We start from the raw sequence: 19,627 nt of genomic DNA, 5'->3' as shown, positions 1-19,627 counted from the left end.
GTAAATCTCCACCCATTCTAGATGGCAGGAAACGTTTATGTTCGCAGCGATTGGTATCGTCATATTATTGGTCATGGTCTTTGGTATATTCACGCTTTCCGGCGGGAATATCGGCGCCGTTGTACAGGCCCTGCCTATCGAGATGGGCATTATTGGCGGCGCCGCTATCGGCGGTCTGGTGCTCGGCAATAATGTGGCGGGTTTGAAGCAATTGGCTGGCGGTGTCGCCCGCGTCTTCAAGGGACCCAAATATGGCAAGAGCGACTTTCTCGATTGCATTTTTCTGGTCTCAAAGCTGATGAAAATAATGCGATCCGATAGCCCGCTGGTGCTGGAGAAGCATATCGAAGACCCTGCAAACTCGATTGTTTTTGCCGAATATCCCCGGCTGCTCGAAGACGAAAATCTGATTGCCCTGATCTGTGATACGCTGCGTCTGGTCGTTGTTTCTTCAGGTATTATCGATCCTTATGCCGTTGAGGAGGTTATGGATAACAGCCTCAAAACTGCACATGATGAAGCCATTGCGCCTGCCGACAAACTTCAGACTCTTGCTGATGCACTGCCTGCACTGGGGATTGTCGCAGCGGTGCTGGGCGTTGTCAAAACCATGGGTGCGATCGACCAACCACCAGAAATTCTAGGCGGGATGATCGGATCCGCGCTGGTCGGAACATTTTTGGGTGTATTGCTGTCCTACGGTTTTGTTGGCCCCATGGCTGGACGGGCGAGACAGGTGATCGAAAGTGACAATGCCATATATCATATCGTCAAGCAGATCATCGTTGCTTCCCTGCATGGCCACCCCCAACCCCTGGTGATCGAAGCTGCGCGATCGGGCCTGATAAGAACGAACCAGCCTGCCTTTACCGATGTGTTTGACGGTATCCGTGGAAATTGATCATGGCCCGTGGCAGAAATATCGAGAAACAGCGCCCGATAATTGTCAAAAAGGTCTTCGCACAAGCGAGCAATTCTCGTCCGGGTGGCACATGGAAAGTCGCCTATGCCGATTTCGTGACCGCGATGATGGCTTTCTTTCTGCTTCTATGGTTGCTTAGCGCAACCGAAGACACCGAGCGCGAAGCCTTGGCCGAATATTTCACCCCAACACTGATCCAGATGCGTGATCATAGCGCCGGTGCCGAGGGCATTTTTGGCGGCGATACCATCCTGTCCGATGAAGATTATCGCAATCTCGCAGGGCAAATCGGCCTGCGTTCGCTTAATATGCCACAGAACAATATCAATGCGGATGATTCCCGCAGCGGTGATCCAAAACAGCAAGATCGCGAGCAGTTTGACAATGTGAAACAGCGCATTGAAGAGCGTCTAAAAGGGGACGAAAATCTCAAGGAATTATATCATAATATTCGTTTTACCGAGACGCGTGAAGGGTTGCGCATAGAACTGATTGACGAAGCGGATTTTTCAATGTTCGCGCTGGCCACCGATACCCTATTACCGCGCGCGCGGGAGTTGCTGCGCGAGGTTGCGCGGGCAATCGAACCGGCACCAAACCCTCTGATGATCAGAGGCCATACTGACGCCCTGCCCTTTTCCTCTGGCAAGACTATGAACAACTGGATGCTCTCCACAGCACGGGCTGAGGCAACCCGCAAAGAGCTTCAGAAAAACGGGATAGCGCCCGATGCTTTTTTCCGAATAGAGGGTGTATCGGATCGCGAGCCCTATACGCCGGATGATATTTACGATCCCCGCAATCGCCGGATTTCGATCACGTTGGGCTGGCGAACACCGCCTAATTCAGATTGAGGATCACAGACGCGCGCAAGCCGCCCTGCTCGCGATTTTGCAATATGACATCCCCGCCATGATCACGGACAATCGCTCGGGCTAAAGTCAGGCCCAGTCCAGATCCGCCGGTTGCCCGGTTGCGTGACATTTCTTTGCGGACGAACGGTTCAAACATCGCGTCAATTTGATCTTCGGGAATGCCGGGGCCTTCATCATCAACATGAATCAACAACTTGTCATCGGTTTTATCCACAGTGATCATCGCCCGATTGCCATATTTCACCGCATTACCGATCAGGTTTCGCAATGCCCTTCGGATCAGCGTCGCCTGAATATTGGCGATCGCACGATCCCCGCGCGTGAACGAGACCTCTGCGCCCATATCGCTAAACTCGTCAGCCACGGTTTCTATCAGGGCGCTGATATCGGTCTGTTCGGCAGTTTCGTTAGACCGCCCCAGGCGTGCCAGAGACAGGATATCATCCAGCGTCCGGTCCATATCATCGATGCCGGCAATCATTCTCTCGCGTTCATCATCGTCATCCACGCTCTCAACCCGCACGCGCAGCGCGGCCAATGGCGTTCGCAAATCATGCCCGATGGCGCCCAGCATCAAATCCTTTTCATCCAGCATCGCACCGACACGCTTGTTCATATCGTTGAACGCTGCGATGAGCTGTTTCGTATCGGGTGGCCCACTCTCGTCAATCGGAGCGCTTACACCGGGCTTGAAATTTTCCGCACCCTTGGTCAGCGCCTTCAAGGGACGCGATATATATCGGCCCAACCAGATCAAGGGGATCAGCAGTATGAGGTAGATGACGGCTGTTTGGAACAGCAGCGTGCGGATCAGTCTGGGATTGCGATCCCGCACGACCGAAGCGACATTCAACCATCGCCCTTCCTCAATTTTTGCGGACATCAGGATGAAGCCTTCGATCCGGTGGTCCATGCGGCGAGAGCCTGCAACTCTCATCCTCTCACGATCCCGGCGCAAGCCTATGACGCTATTGGCCATGTTTGCGGGAAGGCTATCCACACGCGCGACTTTTATCGCCAATATGTTTATGCCCAAATTGTCGAACGCGCGGATTGCGCGATCTTCGACATCGTGCAACCGGTTTTGCGCATCTGTAACAGTACTTTCGCCAGTGACGCTGGGTCGGTTTCTACGATTGCGCAAGCTGCCATCGGACCGATAGCGATGTGGGCGAAAGCCACGCTCGTCGATACGCTCAATCTCGCCGGCGATGCGGGCCACAGCAGATGCCGAAGATTCCACTATTTTCTGATTTTGCACACCGCGATAGAGCAGGACACTATTTATGGCCTGCGCTATCAACAAGGTAATCGCGACCAATGCCAAAAGCTGCCCAATCAGACTTTTCGGGAGCAATCGCCTCATAATGTTTTGACGTCTCCGGCGAGCACATAGCCGCCGCCCCAGACGGTCTTGATGATTTCCGGATTTTTGGGATCGGATTCTATTTTCCGGCGCAGACGGCTGATCTGATTATCAACTGCGCGATCAAAAGCATGTGCTTCGCGCCCCTGGGTGATGTCGAGCAGCTGATCACGATTCAACACTTGCCCTGCGCGCGAAAGCAATGCGAGCAGCATCTGATATTCTCCGCTGGAAAGGGGCACGAGAACGCCTTCCACATCGACCAGGTTGCGCTGATCCGTTTTCAGTGTCCAACCGGAAAACTGATAGATGGATCCGCTGCCCGGATTGATACCATTGCCATTATTGGTCCGCCGCAACACGACCTTGATACGTGCAACCAGTTCCCGCGGGCTAAACGGTTTGGTGACATAATCATCGGCGCCCAGTTCCAGACCGACAATCCGCTCCAGCTCCTCGCCTTTGGCACTGATGAAGATCACCGGTGTTTCGGTTTTCTCGCGCACATGACGACAAAAGCTGAGGCCGTCTTCCCCAGGCATCATGATGTCGAGCAATATGATGTCGAAATTAAACGCATTCATCACCGAACGCGCCTGGCTGGCGTCGCTGGCCTGTTGAACGCGGAAGCCCTGCTTGGTTAGATATTCGGCCAGGGGCTCGCGCAACGAGGCTTCATCATCAACCAATAATATGTGCGTTTGTCCCGACATCTGCTTCACCTAACACAGGAATGGAAAAAAGGAACGGATCACCGGCGCTGTTACGGGAGGGAGATTGCCGGTGACCCGTTCACAAAAAGAGTGGTTCAGGGATTAACCGCCTCTTTTATTCCGTTCGCCGCGGCGTGTTTCGCGCGCTGCCTGCCGCTCTTCGGCGGTCACTATGCCATCACCATTGGCATCCGCCTTTTCAAAGCGAGCCATCGCGGCTGCTTCAAATTCGGCTTTGCTGATCATCTGATCACCATTGGTATCGGCACTTTTCATCATACCGCCGCGCTTGCCTTTGCCGCCGCGTATTCCCATGCCTTTGCCACCACGCTTGCCGCGCATGCTTTGCATTTCTTCCTGGCTTAGCGTGCCGTTGCCATCGGCATCAGCTTTGGCAAAGCGTTCGGCTTTGCGGGTTGCGCGATAGGCTTCCATTTCCTCTTGTGAAACACCGCCGTCACCATTGGTGTCCATTTCCGCGAAACGCTGTGCCTTGCGCGCATCGCGGTCAGCCTGCGAAATCTGACCGTCCTGATTGACGTCCATTTTCGCCCAGCGCTCTTCCAGTGCATTGGTCATTTCGGCGCGGGTGATCTGATTGTCATTATTGGCATCAGCCCGCATCCAGCCTTTTCCGCCACCACCACCGGGGGCTGCGATGGCAACACCGCTTGCAATCAAAAGAGCCGCAGCACTCGAAACCAAAATTGTCTTTTTCATATTGTTCATCCTTATCTACTCATTCAGGGAGGCGATCCTTGGTGGCCGCCATGAACATGTTTCTAAGGGTGATATGTCCCGCAAGTTTGTCAGAACAGGATAAAATTGTCGCAAATTGTATCAATTGCAGCAACTCATTCATTTTGCGGACAGTTTGCGGCAGTGTTGTGTCACAAAATAGATTGGCGCGAGGTACCGCAACATGCGGCTGCGTTTGTCTGAGCGATCCGATTGACCTGTTTCCGGGTGAAGCTTTGTAACCCTGTGCTCAGACTATTCCGGCTTTCCTACAACCCCAGATATGTGATAATTCCTAAACTCGCTGTTTCTCACCTTTGAATAGGAACAGACACCCTTCTTCACGAAGCTGCGCAAGTTTTTTTAGGTCGATTCTGTGTCGAAGCTGTATAATCTCATTCAGCTTTGACGCCCCTGAACTGAACATACACCGTGGGATCTTAAGCTTATCAATAAGATAGCGAAAATTTGATTCTGTTGCCAATAGGAACAGGAATCTGAATCGCTTCACACCAACGAGAAATGACAGCAAATTGCCGGTCCACTGACTCCGCTACGTCCCGAAACCGGAAATCAGAAAAATGATTCCAAAGACTGGAGCGGGTGGAAAGAGTGGTTATTATTGTCCTTTGCAGAACACATTCGTTCAATGAGATATCTGACATGTTTTTTATGCCCGCTTTGGGCGCGAAAGCGGACGTTGGGATTGAGCCCCAACCGGGCTTTTGGTGAACCGCTTCATGGTCTGCTTCGCGTCGTTAAGACGAGTTCCGGCGGCGTTAAGTTACTTTGGAGCTCTGCAGCACCGGATCAGAATAGCCAACTCTGTTAGCCTTGAACTCTCAAATCTGGTACACAGTTTCCCCTTGGAGTCGTACACAATTATGCGTTTCAGCCTTCCTAGAGCGCTAGGTTATTTAGTCGGTGGGCTCTGGACAAGCTGGGGCGGACGGAAGCGTATCGAGGCAAAGCAGCTCCACAATCTGCGGCGTCTCGTAGAAAAGGCGCGGCGCGACTCCCCCATGTTTTACAAACTCTACGCGGATCTGCCACCATCAAGCGAGATCGAACTGCACGACTTGCCGGTGACCCGCAAACCCGATCTCATGCGGGACTTCGACGACTGGCTCACAATTCGCTCTCTTCCCCTCGAAACTGCCCGCGAACATCTCCGCGATATCCGGAAGGTTGGTATGCCTATCAACGGTGTCGCCGTCTTCCAGACGTCGGGTACATCAGGCGAACCTGCGGTCATCGTCTTGTCCTCATCTTTCGTGGAATACGCCTATGGAATTATGATGGCGCGCTTCGAACGATACCATTGGAAGCTCATCCGGGAAGTCCGCAAGCTCGGTGTGAGGGTGTCGATCACCGGCGGGAATGGTCACTTCGCTGGAAATGGGTTCAACAAATTGGTGCAAAGACTGAATCCTGCACTGGCGAGGGGTTTTGGTTTGACCTTCATTGAGGCCGAGCAACCAATTGATCAGCTCGTTGACAGACTTAATGCGATCTCGAATGTCTCCTGGATCGTGACCTACCCAAGCATGCTGGCGATACTCGTAAAGGAAAAGGAGGCCGGTCGGCTACAGATCGCGCCTGCGCTCTTCACCACCGGGGGAGAAACGCTTACGGAGGATCTTAGAGCGCGGGTTGCGCGGGCCTTCCCCTCGCTGAAATACGATATTGCCGACCCCTATGGGTGCACCGAGTGTCTTGTGCTTTCGTTCGAATGCAGCCGCGGGCGGAAACATGTGAACGAAGACTGGGTCATCCTTGAAGCGGTCGACGAGTCGATGCAGCCCGTTCCCGATGGCACGTTGTCGGCGACAGTACTGCTGACGGTGCTGGCCAACGAGGTTCAGCCTTTCATCCGATACGATCTCGGTGACTGTGTTCGATTCCACGAGGACTCCTGCTCTTGCGGATCTCCGTTCCGCAGTTTTCAGGTGGAAGGACGTCAGGCGACGCTCGTTCGTGTGGGCGAGGTTAGCCTGTCGCCGCTCGTTTTCGATCTGGAGCACGAGCGCGCCCGGCGCATCCAGCTCGTCCAGAACAGCGAGAGAGATTTCGAGGTGCGCATAGAACCGACCGACGAGGCGGCGGTAGCAACTGTCTTTCAAGAGGTCATCCCGTCGGTGAAACGCGTGTTTCGCGATAACGGCCTGGAGGACGTGACGGTGCGAGAAAGCCAGTCACCACCCAAATTTACCGCGAGCGGTAAGTTCCACCAAGTATTGCCGATACGAAGCGCCGACCCGCGAGCATGACATGATTCCAGCACAGCCCGTGGAAAGATTAGAATTGTCATTTGCCCCGTCGGCTGAATGAGCGGCCTCTGGCGGAATCCAAGTAGCTCGAAGAGGGCAATGTCTTATCAAGTATCACGAATTGGATCAGGGCTTGGTGGCCAGCCAGCACTCTTTGGAGAATAGGATGACTCTTTGTGGCGACCCTGCAGTTTTGAATTGGTATTGATAGTATTTTCAATTTTGAGGTTAGCCAACGTTCGCTTTGGGAATAAAGCTACCATCACGCCGCACCCCCAATTAAGCACTAAGGAAATATTGGAGAACCCTTGCGGCGCAGCGCAAAAAACTCGTACATGATATGGGTAGCGCTGATCTTTACGGTTCGAAATCTGTCAGCAAGATATAAAATCCTGGGAGTTTGACTTTGCGAAACCTATCAAATTGTCTCGTCGCCGCAGTTTGTATGCTTGCCATTGCCCCAACCAGTTTCGCTCAGCAACCCGCTGATATCAACGCCCAGGCAAAGGCTGGCAATGTAACAGGATCATATCGTCTTACCGGCGTGATGGAAACGGCTTCGCGGCTCCAGCTTGAGGCAGACGGTACGTATAAGTGGATGATGGCGGTTGGTGGTCTTGATCTCTATAGCGAAGGCAAATGGACGCAAACCAATGGACAGGTGATACTGGGCCGACATCAATTTGACAGTGATACAGCGGTGTTTACCTTAGGTAGCAGCTACGTTTGGGGCCGAGAAGAATCTACTGCTGCTTATGAAATGGAGCATATCCGGCTTAAAAATCGTGCAAAGTGGAATTGTGCCTTTCTTGCGGCAGGTGGTTACTTTTCGTCGTCTGGTGAATCAATCTTTCCCAAAGACCTGCCACCTTTGGAAAAACATCAGGCTGCTGTAAAAATCGAGCGCGAAATGTATGATGCTTATGAAAAGGCGATTGGAGCTTATTTTGATCGTGACATGAGCAGTACAGACGACAACCCGGAACTTGCTGCGCGGACGGCGCGGCAGAATTGGGAACATGCAGTTGCATTTCTTGCCGAAAGTGGACGTGCGGTCGGCAAGACCGGATATTATCAACCTCCGCCCCTGCCCGCTGAGTGTCTCTTCCTGTCAGATTACACGCCGGATTACGCGGAGAATCAAAGCAGCGAAAACGTGAACTGGAACTGGGGTGTGGGAATATGGGTAAACCGGCGCGACCGGCCCAATGCACGTTTGGATATCGATGCCGAATTCTCCTTCACTGATGGCAGCGTAGAAACGGCGAACAGTTATGAACTTGGCTTTGCCTTTGCTCCTGCAAGCAATGGCCGGCAGTTGCAGTCGATCAAGCTGACATTGCGTCATGAGGAGAAAGAATATTCTTCTAGGTTCGATGTCCCGACCGATAGGAGGGCGCGCGTGTACGAGGTCAAACTAGACAATCGCGTTTTCGTAAAGCCGCCTTTTGAAGAGCTTAGACTTGCCATTTCTGGCGATAGGCTCAAATCGGTAGATGGAAGTCGCGGGTATTACATCAAAACCAACTAGTTTGGTGATCGGCAAGTTCGGTCAGCCGTTAGATTTTCATGAGCCTCTTATGTCCGCTATCGGGTTAACGCGGGTAGCGGTTGAGTGATTCAAGAGGCTTTTTCGGGAGATTGCAACGCCCTTTTGTCGTCTCGCTAACCTTAACAGGCGCAAATTGAACTACATAGTTTGTTTTCAATAAATTGGAGCGGGTGAAGGGAATCGAACCCTCGTCGTAAGCTTGGAAGGCTTCTGCTCTACCATTGAGCTACACCCGCCTGTTTCCAAGCGGGCCTATTGCCATCGTGATGGCGGCGCGTCAATCAGGAAACGGTGGTTGCTGTCTTTGTTTTTGCGGCACGGTCGGCAAACCATTCGGCTACCACTGCTTTCTCGGCTTCTGACATATGCAGCCCAAGCTTTGACCGGCGCCACAGGACATCTTCGGCGGTACTCGCAAATTCGTGCGTGATCAACCAATGCAGCTCAGTCTCATAAAGGCCAGCGCCGAAATAGCGTCCCAGTGCGGCCACGTTTTCGGCATCGCCCAGCATGGTTGTCACATCCGTGCCATAAGCACGGACCAACCGGACCATTGCATCTTTGTCGATAAACGCCCATCGCTGTGCGTATTCCGTTACAAGAGCATCGAAACCATCCGCCGGGAAATCACCACCGGGCAAAGCCGCAGCCCTGGTCCAGTCATCCGTTTCGACATCCAGAACCCTTTTCAAGGTTTTCATCGCTTGCCGCGCAAGCACGCGGTAGGTGGTTATTTTTCCGCCAAAGACCGACAATACCGGCGCACCACCGTCTTCATCATAATCAAACACATAATCGCGAGTTACGGTCGATGCCGATTGACTATGGTCGTCAAAAAGCGGCCGGACACCAGAATAGGTCCACTGAACGTCATCACGGGTAACGGGATCCGCAAAATATTCGCTTGCCGCTGAGCACAGATAGTCGATTTCGTTATCACTGATCTTCGCTGGGCCTTCGTCATAGCTCCATGGTTGATCAGTCGTACCTATCAGGGTGTGCTCGCCTTCATAAGGGATAGCGAAGATGATCCGTCCATCCTTGTTCTGGAAAATATAACTATGTTCGCCATCAAATTTGCGCGCAATGACAATATGGCTGCCTTTGACGAGCCGCAGTTTTGCAGCATTACTGCTTTGATCATAAAGTGCTGTAACGGGATCAACCCATGGGCCGGCAGCATTGATCAGAACTTTGGCCCGTTCTGTCGCGTCGCCATCTCGGCCGCTTAACTGCAATGTCCAGTGATCCGCTCCGCGCTCAATCCCGACACATTCGGTTTGCACCCGAATATCCGCCCCTCGTTCTTTTGCATCGCGGGCAGTCAGCGATACCAGTCGAGCATCCTCAACCCAGCAATCGGAATAGGCAAATCCCTTTTTCAATCGCTTGTGGAGGGGTTCCCCGCGCGGGTCTTTCAGCAGGTTCAGGCTTTTCGTCCCCGGCAGCAAAGACCGTGTTCCCAGATGATCGTACAAAAACAAACCCAGCCTCAGAAACCATGCCGGGCGCATACCTTCATCCACTGGCAAAACAAACCGCATTGGCCAGATGATATGGGGTGCATTGCGCAACAATATTTCGCGTTCCTGCAAAGCTTTACGCACCAAACTAAATTCGTAATGCTCCAGATAACGCAATCCGCCGTGGACCAGCTTGGTACTCGCCGAGGAAGTATGCGCGGCGAGATCATCCCGTTCAACCAATAGGACTTTCAACCCCCTGCCCACTGCATCGCGTGCAATGCCGACACCATTTATGCCGCCGCCAATAATTGCTAGATCATACATAAAGCGCCTCATAAAGCTTCTGGCCAGATGATCAATGTTGCAGTGCAATATATTTGTTTTGGATCTTTTGTAAAAACCATGACTTCGATGCGTTTCGTTCTGAAACAAGCCGGGTGGTGGCTCTATCGCTGGCCGAAGTTGCGCTCAAATAGCCGATCTAGCATTGATAAATCGTCCATATCTTGCTCCATCGCGCTTTTGCTTGCCTTTTGAAGGCGACAAATTAGCGTGCCATCCAGATAAAAGGAGCGGGGTTCGATGGCAGCACAGCAGATTTTGGTAATTGATGAAGGTACAACATCCACGCGTGCCATGCTCTTCGGTGCTGATGGAAAACTTCATGGATCCCAACAGGAGGAATTGCAGCAATATTATCCCGCCGCCGGACTGGTTGAACATGATGCCGCAGAAATCTGGGAAAAGACGCTACGTTGCTGCCAGAAAATGGTTGAGCAAGCCGGTGGTGCCGAAAAAATTGCTGCCATTGGTATTACCAACCAAAGAGAAACAATTGTAGCTTGGGACAAGCGTACCGGAGAACCCCTCAGCAAGGCGATTGTCTGGCAAGATCGGCGAACCGCAAGTATTTGTGATCAAATGAAAGCCCAAGGTTTGGAACCGATGATTCAGGCCAAAACAGGATTGCTGCTCGATCCCTATTTTTCCGGCAGCAAAATGAGCTGGATGTTAAAAAACTGGCCAGATGTTCCGGCAGCTGGTGACAATCTTGCATTTGGGACGATCGAATCCTATCTCATTTTTCGACTTACTGACGGGCTTCATATTACCGATGCCAGTAATGCCAGCCGAACCATGCTTATGGCGCTGGATGACGACGATTGGGATGATGAACTCCTGGGCCTTTTCGATGTGCCCCGTCACACATTACCTGACATAGTGGATTGCGCTGGTGAGTTGGGAAGAACATCGGTCAAATTATTTGGTGCCCCGATTGCGATATGCGGATCTGCCGGCGATCAACAGGCGGCAACGATCGGACAGGCCTGTCTGGAGGTCGGCCAAACCAAAGCTACATTTGGCACCGGCGCATTCATCCTAACAAATAGCGGCGAAAGCGCGCCCAAATCCGAAAACCGCCTGTTGTCGACGGTGCTTTACCAGTTGAACGGCAAGCGCATCTATGCGCTCGAGGGGTCTGTATTTGTTGCCGGTAGCCTGATGCAGTGGCTGCGCGATGACATCGGCCTGCTGAAATTTGCAGGGGAAAGCGAAGAATTGGCGAGATCCGTTCAGGATAACGGAGGAGTTTATCTGATACCGGCGCTTTCCGGTCTCGGTGCACCGCATTGGAAAGCCGGTGCCACAGCAACAATTTCAGGCCTGAGCTTTTCGGCAACCAAGGCCCATATTGTCCGAGCTGCGCTCGAAGCAATGGCTTATCAGTGTCACGATCTGAAAACCGCTTACTCGGCTGATGGCGCAGATTGGCAGAGATTGCGTATTGACGGCGGAATGGTAGCCAATGACTGGATGGTTCAGGACTTGGCCGATATTTTGGGGATCACAGTCGAGCGACCGGAATTTTTTGAAACCACAGCATTGGGCGCCGCCATGCTTGCGGCCGTTGGGTGCGGGATTTATGAATCTCTGGAGGATGCTTCAGCAATGATATCGGGTGTGGAAACGTATCAATCAGCTATTCAGCCATCGGAACGCAACGCGCGGCTATTGGGTTGGAAAAAAGCAATGGCAAGCGTTCTCGAAATGTGAACAGAGCACTCTCAGCTTTTACTAAACCCGGGTCTTTTGTTGGATGTTGCGGTATGAAAGCCGCGCCAAACATGCCCATTATCGATTTTCTTCACGAAATGCCCTTGATCATTGTCCGAGCTGAAATTGAACAGATCGACATCAATTGATTGGTCAAATTGCATGCCAAACTCCCCTTCACTGACCCAACGTACGGTTCCGGATACCTTGCCAAAACCGGTTTTTTTTATTTCTACCAATTGTCCGGGGTGCAAATCAATGGGTGACGTCGCCCGGACGCCAAAGGCCGAAAGATTACGGATGATGGAATTGTACGGCCCAGAATTTCCGGCAAATAATTCGATTTTGACAAGCTTCCGGACCCTCGGTTCGCGAGTGATCCCTTGCTTGTGGGTAGTTTCTTTATTTCCCAATCTCTTAACCATGTTAACGATCCGATAGTCTAGGCTCGCCAATATTTACGGTAATGTACACAGATCCTTAAGTTTCGCTCGCCCGACGGACCAAATCAAATTGTGTCCCGAACCGGTTAAGACTGTGGTCACGTCCACCAGGTTGCAAAAGAAATAAAGGCAACAACGAACCATATGAGGTTTACATTATCGTACATGATATCTTGCCTATCAGGCTATTTTGCGCCTCTTTTTCGCTAACCCTTATGGACTCTATCAGTATTTTGGGTAAAAAAGATCCAGGGTAGCGTTCACACGTTCGGGTAAATTAAAGTGGGCGAAATGATTAGGGGTGGCTTTAGCCAAGTTGGACAAATAATTCTAATAGTCGGCAGTGTAGCGGCTATTTGGACGCTTTTATGGTTTGCCGCGATCGACCAGATCGCAGGGCACCAGCAGCCTTTGGTCGTGCCCACTGCTGGAATGGAGGGTTCGGCTGATTCAGTTGAGCAGCCAACGGAAGATTAAACAGCATAACAATCATGCCCGGGCGGAGTTTGCACAGCGACAATTCATGCTTTGCAAAAGAGTGATCCTTGAAATAAAACACAAAAAAGGGCTCACCGATTGGTGAGCCCTTTTTGTTTTCAAAGACTGATGCTTAAAGCAGTTAAGCGTCCTTTTTCTTTTTCTCGGCTTTCACATCCGCCCAGATTGTCTTGTATGACAGGAAGGCCAGGATAGTTGCGATCAAAAGAAATGCGATAACGGCCCAACCCGTTTGCTTTTGCTTGATCAGCGAAGGCTCAGCCGTCCAGATCAGGAAAGCGGATACGTCCTCTGCCATCTGCGAAACAGTCGCGCTGGTCCCATCTGCGTAGGTCACCTGATCATCTCCGGTGATCGGCGGTGCCATCGCGATGTTCAGGTTCGCGAAATAGGCATTATAATGGAGACCTGCTCCAGGGCGATTAGCTTCCGGCAACGCCGCTGGCGGATCAGAATAGCCCGTAAGCAATGAGTATATATAAGGGGCGCCGCCATTCCGTGCTTTGGTGATCAGCGAAAGATCTGGCGGAATAGCATTGTTATTGGCCGCCGCAGCCGCGACATCATTGGCGAATGGCTTGGGGAAATTGTCCGCTGGAATGGACGGACGTGACGAAGCTTCACCCGTATCCGGATCAATAGCTGGCGTTTCAATTGGCCAATTTGCCGCGATAGCTTTCACTTCATCTTCATTATAACCAAGTTCAGCCAAATTACGGAAGGCTACCAAGCGAATGCCATGGCATGCTGCACAGACTTCCTTGTACACTTGAAAACCGCGTTGCAGCTGCTGCTTGTCGAATTTCCCAAAAGGGCCATCGCTTGCAAAGGAGATCTTTTTAGGATCTTCGTGAAACTGATATTCCACGGCTTTAACCGGCGGATTGGAGATGTATTCCACCGCTCCGCGCCCAAACGAATAGATCAGCATTCCAGCAAAGAACAAACCGATCAATATCCCGAAAAATCTTACCATTACTTCAGATCCCTGTTTCTTAGCTGGCTTGTTCTAGTGGCTTTCCGGTCACTGCCTCGGTAATCGAATTGGGCAGCGGTTCCGGTTTCTCGATGCGAGAAAGCAGCGGCAATATTATCAGGAAGTGCGCAAAATAGTAGGCACTCGCAAGCTGACTCAGCATCACATAAGGCTCTTCGGCTGGCGCACCGCCGCAGATGCCGAGTACGACAATGCAGGGGATAAGGCCGAACCAGAAGAACTTCTTGAACCGTGGACGATAGTCCCCAGACCTTACAGGCGACTTGTCCAGCCATGGCAGAAAGAACCAAACCAATATGGCAGAGAACATCGCCAGTACGCCGAGCAGCTTCGCTGGAACAAACAGGAAGTCGAAGGTAAAGGCGCGCAAAATTGCGTACCACGGCCAGAAATACCATTCCGGAACAATATGCGCCGGAGTAGATAGCGGGTTAGCCGGGATATAGTTATCAGCATGACCCAACGCGTTCGGCATGAAGAACATCATCCATGTGAAGAAAATCAGCGCGAGCCCAATGAACCAACCATCTTTCGCAGTATAGAAGGGATGGAAAGGCACCGTGTCCTGAGGCCCTTTGACATTGACTCCCGTTGGATTGCTCGAACCTGGAATATGAAGCGCCCAGATATGCATGATGATTACACCAGCAATCACAAATGGCAGGAGATAATGGAGTGAGAAAAACCGGTTTAAAGCCGCATTATCCGGGGCAAAACCGCCCAAAAGCAATTCCTGGATTGGTTTTCCTACCAACGGAATCGCCTCGAACAGTCCGGTAATGACTTTTGCTCCCCAGAAGCTCATCTGACCCCATGGCAAAACGTAACCCATGAAGGCTGTCGCCATCGCGAGCAGATAAATAACCACACCAAGCAGCCAAATCATCTCCCGTGGAGCCTTGTAGGATCCGTAATAGAGGCCGCGGCCAATATGCAGATAGATTGCGATGAAGAAGAAGCTCGCGCCATTGGCATGAGCATAACGGATCATCCAGCCACTGTTGACGTTGCGCATGATGTGCTCGACCGAGTCAAACGCAATGCTCGCATTAGCCGCATAGTGCATCGCCAAAATAATTCCGGTAACAATCTGCACGACCAGGAATAACCCGGCAAGCGATCCGAAATTCCACATATAATTAAGGTTGCGCGGCGTCGGATAGCCTGCACCGAGGCTGTTGTAGATCAACCTGCCAATTGGCAGTCTATCATCCATCCACTGACCAAATTCGGTAGCTGGTTTATATTGCTGTGCCCAAGGAAAACTCATTTTTCTTGCCCCTAGCCGATTTTCACGACGGTATCTGATAGGAAACTATATTCCGGTACTTCCAAATTGGTTGGCGCGGGCCCTTTGCGGGTCCGACCAGCTGTATCGTAATGCGAGCCATGACACGGACAGAAATAGCCGTTATACTCGCCTTTGACTTCACCTTGTGCCGCTCCTAACGGGACACAACCCAAATGGGTGCAAACGCCGAGAGTGATCAACCAGTTTTCTTTTCCTGGCTGTGTACGGTCGGCTAGCGATTCCGGATCGCGAAGGCCTGACAGATCAACATCATTTGCGGCTTCAATCTCTGCGGCGGTTAGGTTGCGAATAAAAATGGGCTGCTTGCGCCAGCTTGTCTTGATCGCTTGTCCCTCTTCAATCGCGGAGATATCCACTTCGATCGATGATAGTGCCAGAACGTCTGCGCTGGGATTCATCTGATTCACCAGCGGAAAAACGGTTGCGACAACGCCGACACCACCAAAACTCACCGCCGCAATATTGATGAAGTCACGACGACGAACGCCGCCAATTTCAGGTTCCGAAACAGCCGAATCATTGGGTTCAACCGCGGTATCAACACTAGCCATGCAAACATGCCCTTACGTTTGTTATAATCCCTGTCTGCCAGATCGAGGCCGAACCCTCAATAAGTTTCATGTGGCAGGTATTGGCGCGCCTGATAGCCGCGAAGACTATGGTTTGCCAACAGTCAATTTTTGATTGACCAAACATAATGAACAACCCCATGCTGGGTAGCTTATGAGAGTAGCTCTTTACCAGCCCGATATTGCGGGAAATTTAGGAACGATTTTAAGGACATGCGCTTGTTTGGATGTCCCCGTTGATATCATTGAACCTTGTGGGTTTCCGTTCAGCGATCGCAGCCTGAAACGGGCTGGAATGGACTATTTTGACCATGTCGATTTTACACGCCACACGGATTGGGATGCGTTTCTTGCATTTGTCGATTCACAATCAACAAGAATCATTTTGCTGACCAGCAAGGCCGAAGCCGCCTATCATGAATTCTCATTCCGACCAGACGACATATTGTTATTTGGGTCAGAAAGTTCAGGTGTACCCATTGACGTAAATCATCGGGCGGACGAACGAATCACCATAAAGATGAAAAATGGCATGCGATCATTGAACCTTGCCGTTTCTGCAGGCATGGCGCTTGGCGAAGCGCTCAAACAGACGGGACAATTTTCCAAATGACGGCACGGCCTCCAATTCCTAAGAACGACAAATCGCTCGATGATCAACAGCTAAAGGCGCAAACTTGGTTTGCAAAATTGCGCGATAGTATTTGCGCCGAATTTGAAGCGATCGAATCCGAAGCGGGCAGAGATAGTCATTTTGAATATCTGCCATGGGATCGCAAAAACCCCGACGGCAGCCCCGGTGGCGGTGGTGTCCGTGGTGTCATCAAGGGAAAGGTTTTTGAAAAAGCTGGTGTCAACATCTCCACCGTTGACGGCACCTTCAGCGACGAATTTGCGAAATCAATCCATGGAGCTGCTGAAAATCCGCATTTCTTTGCGACCGGTATCAGCCTTGTAGCGCACATGACGAATCCGCATGTTCCAGCTGTGCATATGAACACGCGCTTCTTGTGCACGACCAAGCGCTGGTTCGGCGGTGGCGCTGATCTTAATCCACCCATTCCCTATGATGAGGACACTGCCGACTTTCACACCCGGCTGAAACAGGCCTGTGATACCCATGATCCGAACTATCATGCGAAATATAAAAAATGGGCAGATGACTATTTCTATATCCCACACCGGCAGGTGCATCGCGGGGTTGGCGGGATATTCTATGATCATTTGGAACTCGAATCGGATGATGAATTTGACCGGCATTTTGCCTTCACGCAGGACGTTGGTCTCGCCTTTCTGGATATCTTCCCGAAGCTGGTGCGTCGTCGGATGGGTTTGCCTTGGACCGAGGAAGAAAAAGAGCAGCAACTGATCTGGCGCGGCCGCTATGCAGAATTTAATCTGGTTTATGACCGCGGCACGACATTCGGCTTGAAAACAGGTGGAAATGTTGATGCTATATTGATGAGCCTTCCACCCGAAGCCAAATGGAGCTGATACAAAGATGAATTCGATCGAAGTTCCTCGCGATCATCTTGCGGCCGTTGTCACCTATTTTGAAATGACAGAAAAACCGGCGGATTTGGAACATCAAACCAGCCTCGCCCTGGCCGTTTGGGATCGTCCGGATTTGTCTGAATATCGACAGTTGTTTCAGAAAATCGGCAATGAATGGCTTTGGTTCGGGCAACTATTGAAATCTGATGAGGAGCTAGAAGCGGATTTATATTCTGACACTCTGGAAATTTTTCGGGTCATTATGGACGATGTCATAATTGGCTTGGTGGAGCTTGACTTCAGTGAGGCAGATGAGTGCGAAATTGTCTATTTTGGATTGGTGCCAGAAGCCAATGGCAAAAGACTGGGTCGAGCTATGATGGCGGAAACACTAAGACATGCCTGGAAACCTGGCCTAAAAAGAGTTTGGCTTCACACTTGTACAAGCGATTCACCAAATGCCCCGAGGTTTTACAAGCGCGTCGGCTTTGAGGCTTACAAGCGAGAAGTTGAAATTCATCCAGACCCACGATTGACCGGACATCTCCCGAAAAATGCCGGGGCACATGTCCCGGTCATTCAGTCTGTCAGCAAAAAATTTCACCCACATCCGACTCCTGGCCAGTCAATTGATAATAAATCGATCCGATAACCACAGTGAAAAGCACCTGCAGTGCAGAGCCGCCAAGCGATGACACCAGATTCTCGATCAAAGGCCAGCCGGCACCTCCTGTAGCCAAACCCGTGATCAGGCCGATTATCATCTGAATGACCCCGACCGTTATTGCTCCAACGATAGCAATAATCAGGATCAGCAATAGAATAGAGAAGCCATTATCCTTGGTACGATCCCAACTTTTCTTGAGCGCTTCGAGGGGGTTTCTTTCACCATGGTCAGCAATGATCATTGGCACCAGAATTAGACGGCAGGCGACGTATAAACCTGGAATTACGAGCAGCAGAAACCCAGCAAATGTTGCTAGTCCGGTCAAGATATTGGCCAAAAGGAATATCAAAAATAGCCGCAATGCCTTACCCAAATCTTCTGCCACCGTGCCGCTATGCGAAGGGGCAATAGTAAAAAATATCACAAAGCCGCCAAAACTGATCAACAGGTTGGACAAAATGATCGAGACCGCATTTTCACCAAAAAATGCAGAATAGGCTGCGGTAATTCCGTTGAAATCTTCCGTACCATCCAAAGCTGGTTGCCCAACAAACTGGGCCATTAAAAGTGTTGGAAGGAACACAAATACGCCAGCTAACGCTATGATCGCTTCTTTGTGATCGCGTAAAATGGCCATCGCACCATTCCAGCATTGCATATAATTGAGCTTCATTGCTTAACCTTCAGGTTTAAATTTTAGTGACCGCACTCTTGCCACCGGCGCGCCAATTGTGCACGGAATTTTTATGACCGACTTATCCAGCATTGAATGGCGAAAGAGCAAGAAGCAGATCGCCTATCCCGATGCGTTGGCAGAGATGGAGCAGCGCAATGCTGCCATTTACATTGGAGAACAGCCTGAACTCATCTGGTTGCTGGAACACCCACCGCTATATACGGCGGGCACAAGCGCAGATCCCGCTGAATTATTGAGCCAGGAATTTCCGGTTTACCAGACTGGTCGTGGTGGTCGTCACACTTATCATGGGCCCGGACAGAGAGTCGGCTATGTGCTATTGAACCTTAAGAAACGCCAGGCCGATGTCCGGAATTTCGTTCATGCATTGGAAGACTGGGTAATCCGAGCCCTGCTTGAATTCGGGATTGACGCCAGGGCCGTCGAAGGCCGGGTCGGCATCTGGTGCGATACTCCAAACGGAGAGGAAGCGAAAATTGGAGCAATTGGAATCCGGATTCGCAAATGGGTTACCATGCATGGCTTTTCAGTAAACATTGATCCCGACCTCAACCATTTTAACGGTATCATACCCTGCGGGATCAGCGAGTTTCCTGTAACCAGCCTGAACCAGCTTGGCGTTGCGGCTACAATGGATGATTTTGATGTCGCCTTGAAAAAAACTGCGCCCGATTTTCTAAGGGCAATTGAAAAATAAACACGAACCGATATTTTGCAGCCGAGATAGGATTAAAAAAAATATGACACAGTTAAGCAAGGTTGCCGCGATATCACTTCTCACATTTTCTGTCGCTGCTTGCTCAGGTGATCCCGAAGTTCCAGAGGCGGACACGGTCACAGAGACCCGGATGGATGAAGTCGATGTGATTGATGGTACGATCAGCGACGACATGGTCGATGTCGATACCCAGACAACAACTGATCAACCCGCTGATGCAGAAAATGACGAGACAGATAACGAGGGCGAAGAAAACTCTGAAGCAGAAGAATGAT

19 protein-coding genes and 1 tRNA gene are annotated in these 19,627 nt (G+C 51.1%); 10 read left to right on the top strand and 10 right to left on the bottom strand.

The features are described 5' to 3' along the window. Positions 1 to 37 precede the first annotated feature (37 nt). Both motA and ACO6S1_RS15870 read left to right on the top strand, forming a co-directional pair. Positions 38 to 901, top strand: coding sequence for a flagellar motor stator protein MotA (gene motA / locus ACO6S1_RS15875; protein ID WP_422343540.1), 864 nt, complete (start codon positions 38 to 40; stop codon positions 899 to 901). Between the two features lie 2 nt (positions 902 to 903). Continuing rightward, positions 904 to 1,776, top strand: coding sequence for a flagellar motor protein MotB (locus ACO6S1_RS15870; RefSeq protein ID WP_422343539.1), 873 nt, complete (start codon positions 904 to 906; stop codon positions 1,774 to 1,776). On the opposite strand, the gene ACO6S1_RS15865 is transcribed toward ACO6S1_RS15870, so the two are convergent. The 3 genes from ACO6S1_RS15865 to ACO6S1_RS15855 form a co-directional block, all read right to left on the bottom strand. Further along, a complete protein-coding gene (locus ACO6S1_RS15865; RefSeq protein WP_422343538.1) occupies positions 1,763 to 3,163 on the bottom strand; it encodes an ATP-binding protein in 1,401 nt (466 codons plus the stop codon). The genes ACO6S1_RS15870 and ACO6S1_RS15865 overlap by 14 nt on opposite strands. Continuing rightward, on the bottom strand, positions 3,160 to 3,876 hold the full coding sequence (locus ACO6S1_RS15860) for a response regulator (protein WP_422343537.1): 717 nt from the start codon (positions 3,874 to 3,876) through the stop codon (positions 3,160 to 3,162). Before ACO6S1_RS15860 ends, ACO6S1_RS15865 begins: the two co-directional genes overlap by 4 nt. Before the next feature lie 102 nt (positions 3,877 to 3,978). Next, a complete protein-coding gene (locus ACO6S1_RS15855) occupies positions 3,979 to 4,596 on the bottom strand; it encodes a hypothetical protein (RefSeq protein WP_422343536.1) in 618 nt (205 codons plus the stop codon). A 1,040-nt stretch (positions 4,597 to 5,636) separates the two neighbouring features. Between ACO6S1_RS15855 and ACO6S1_RS15850 the strand changes: the two genes are divergently transcribed. After that, a complete protein-coding gene (locus ACO6S1_RS15850) occupies positions 5,637 to 6,884 on the top strand; it encodes a hypothetical protein (RefSeq protein ID WP_422343535.1) in 1,248 nt (415 codons plus the stop codon). Between the two features lie 445 nt (positions 6,885 to 7,329). Next, positions 7,330 to 8,415, top strand: a complete 1,086-nt coding sequence (locus ACO6S1_RS15845; protein WP_422343534.1) for a hypothetical protein — start codon at positions 7,330 to 7,332, stop codon at positions 8,413 to 8,415. A gap of 183 nt (positions 8,416 to 8,598) precedes the next feature. On the opposite strand, the gene ACO6S1_RS15840 is transcribed toward ACO6S1_RS15845, so the two are convergent. After that, positions 8,599 to 8,672 (bottom strand) — tRNA-Gly (locus tag ACO6S1_RS15840). Positions 8,673 to 8,717: 45 nt separating this feature from the next. Beyond that, entirely contained in the window at positions 8,718 to 10,226 is a 1,509-nt protein-coding gene (gene glpD / locus ACO6S1_RS15835) for a glycerol-3-phosphate dehydrogenase (RefSeq protein ID WP_422343533.1), read from the bottom strand. Between the two features lie 258 nt (positions 10,227 to 10,484). Here glpD and ACO6S1_RS15830 point away from each other — a divergent pair, with 258 nt between their 5' ends. Then, positions 10,485 to 11,957, top strand: coding sequence for a glycerol kinase (locus ACO6S1_RS15830; RefSeq protein ID WP_422343532.1), 1,473 nt, complete (start codon positions 10,485 to 10,487; stop codon positions 11,955 to 11,957). A gap of 11 nt (positions 11,958 to 11,968) precedes the next feature. Here the strand turns inward: ACO6S1_RS15830 and ACO6S1_RS15825 are convergent, their stop codons facing one another. The 4 genes from ACO6S1_RS15825 to petA all read right to left on the bottom strand — a co-directional run bounded on the left by ACO6S1_RS15825 (position 11,969) and on the right by petA (position 15,758). Next, the gene (locus tag ACO6S1_RS15825) at positions 11,969 to 12,382 is read right to left on the bottom strand and encodes a PilZ domain-containing protein (protein ID WP_422343531.1); all 414 of its coding nucleotides are present in this window, start codon (positions 12,380 to 12,382) and stop codon (positions 11,969 to 11,971) included. A gap of 637 nt (positions 12,383 to 13,019) precedes the next feature. Then, entirely contained in the window at positions 13,020 to 13,874 is an 855-nt protein-coding gene (locus ACO6S1_RS15820; RefSeq protein WP_422343530.1) for a cytochrome c1, read from the bottom strand. 19 nt (positions 13,875 to 13,893) lie between these two features. Then, positions 13,894 to 15,165, bottom strand: coding sequence for a cytochrome b (locus ACO6S1_RS15815; protein WP_422343529.1), 1,272 nt, complete (start codon positions 15,163 to 15,165; stop codon positions 13,894 to 13,896). Positions 15,166 to 15,176: 11 nt separating this feature from the next. Then, positions 15,177 to 15,758, bottom strand: a complete 582-nt coding sequence (petA, locus tag ACO6S1_RS15810) for a ubiquinol-cytochrome c reductase iron-sulfur subunit (RefSeq protein ID WP_422343528.1) — start codon at positions 15,756 to 15,758, stop codon at positions 15,177 to 15,179. A 172-nt stretch (positions 15,759 to 15,930) separates the two neighbouring features. Between petA and ACO6S1_RS15805 the strand changes: the two genes are divergently transcribed. Genes ACO6S1_RS15805 through ACO6S1_RS15795 form a run of 3 tightly spaced genes read left to right on the top strand, consistent with a single transcriptional unit; the run spans position 15,931 to position 17,922 of the window. Continuing rightward, entirely contained in the window at positions 15,931 to 16,389 is a 459-nt protein-coding gene (locus tag ACO6S1_RS15805; protein WP_422343527.1) for a tRNA (cytidine(34)-2'-O)-methyltransferase, read from the top strand. After that, on the top strand, positions 16,386 to 17,270 hold the full coding sequence (gene hemF, locus ACO6S1_RS15800) for an oxygen-dependent coproporphyrinogen oxidase (protein WP_422343526.1): 885 nt from the start codon (positions 16,386 to 16,388) through the stop codon (positions 17,268 to 17,270). The genes ACO6S1_RS15805 and hemF overlap by 4 nt, the downstream gene beginning before the upstream one ends. A gap of 7 nt (positions 17,271 to 17,277) precedes the next feature. Further along, positions 17,278 to 17,922, top strand: coding sequence for a GNAT family N-acetyltransferase (locus ACO6S1_RS15795; protein WP_422343525.1), 645 nt, complete (start codon positions 17,278 to 17,280; stop codon positions 17,920 to 17,922). On the opposite strand, the gene ACO6S1_RS15790 is transcribed toward ACO6S1_RS15795, so the two are convergent. Further along, on the bottom strand, positions 17,858 to 18,610 hold the full coding sequence (locus tag ACO6S1_RS15790) for a glycerophosphoryl diester phosphodiesterase membrane domain-containing protein (protein WP_422343524.1): 753 nt from the start codon (positions 18,608 to 18,610) through the stop codon (positions 17,858 to 17,860). The genes ACO6S1_RS15795 and ACO6S1_RS15790 overlap by 65 nt on opposite strands. A 73-nt stretch (positions 18,611 to 18,683) precedes the next feature. Here ACO6S1_RS15790 and lipB point away from each other — a divergent pair, with 73 nt between their 5' ends. After that, positions 18,684 to 19,331, top strand: coding sequence for a lipoyl(octanoyl) transferase LipB (gene lipB / locus ACO6S1_RS15785; RefSeq protein ID WP_422343523.1), 648 nt, complete (start codon positions 18,684 to 18,686; stop codon positions 19,329 to 19,331). Between the two features lie 43 nt (positions 19,332 to 19,374). Continuing rightward, a complete protein-coding gene (locus ACO6S1_RS15780; RefSeq protein WP_422343522.1) occupies positions 19,375 to 19,626 on the top strand; it encodes a hypothetical protein in 252 nt (83 codons plus the stop codon). Position 19,627 lies beyond the last annotated feature (1 nt).

Source organism: Parasphingorhabdus sp., assembly GCF_965233695.1.
Classification (GTDB): domain Bacteria; phylum Pseudomonadota; class Alphaproteobacteria; order Sphingomonadales; family Sphingomonadaceae; genus Parasphingorhabdus.
Note: the sequence above shows the minus strand (reverse complement) of the source record. Positions and strands in the feature narration are given on the sequence as shown.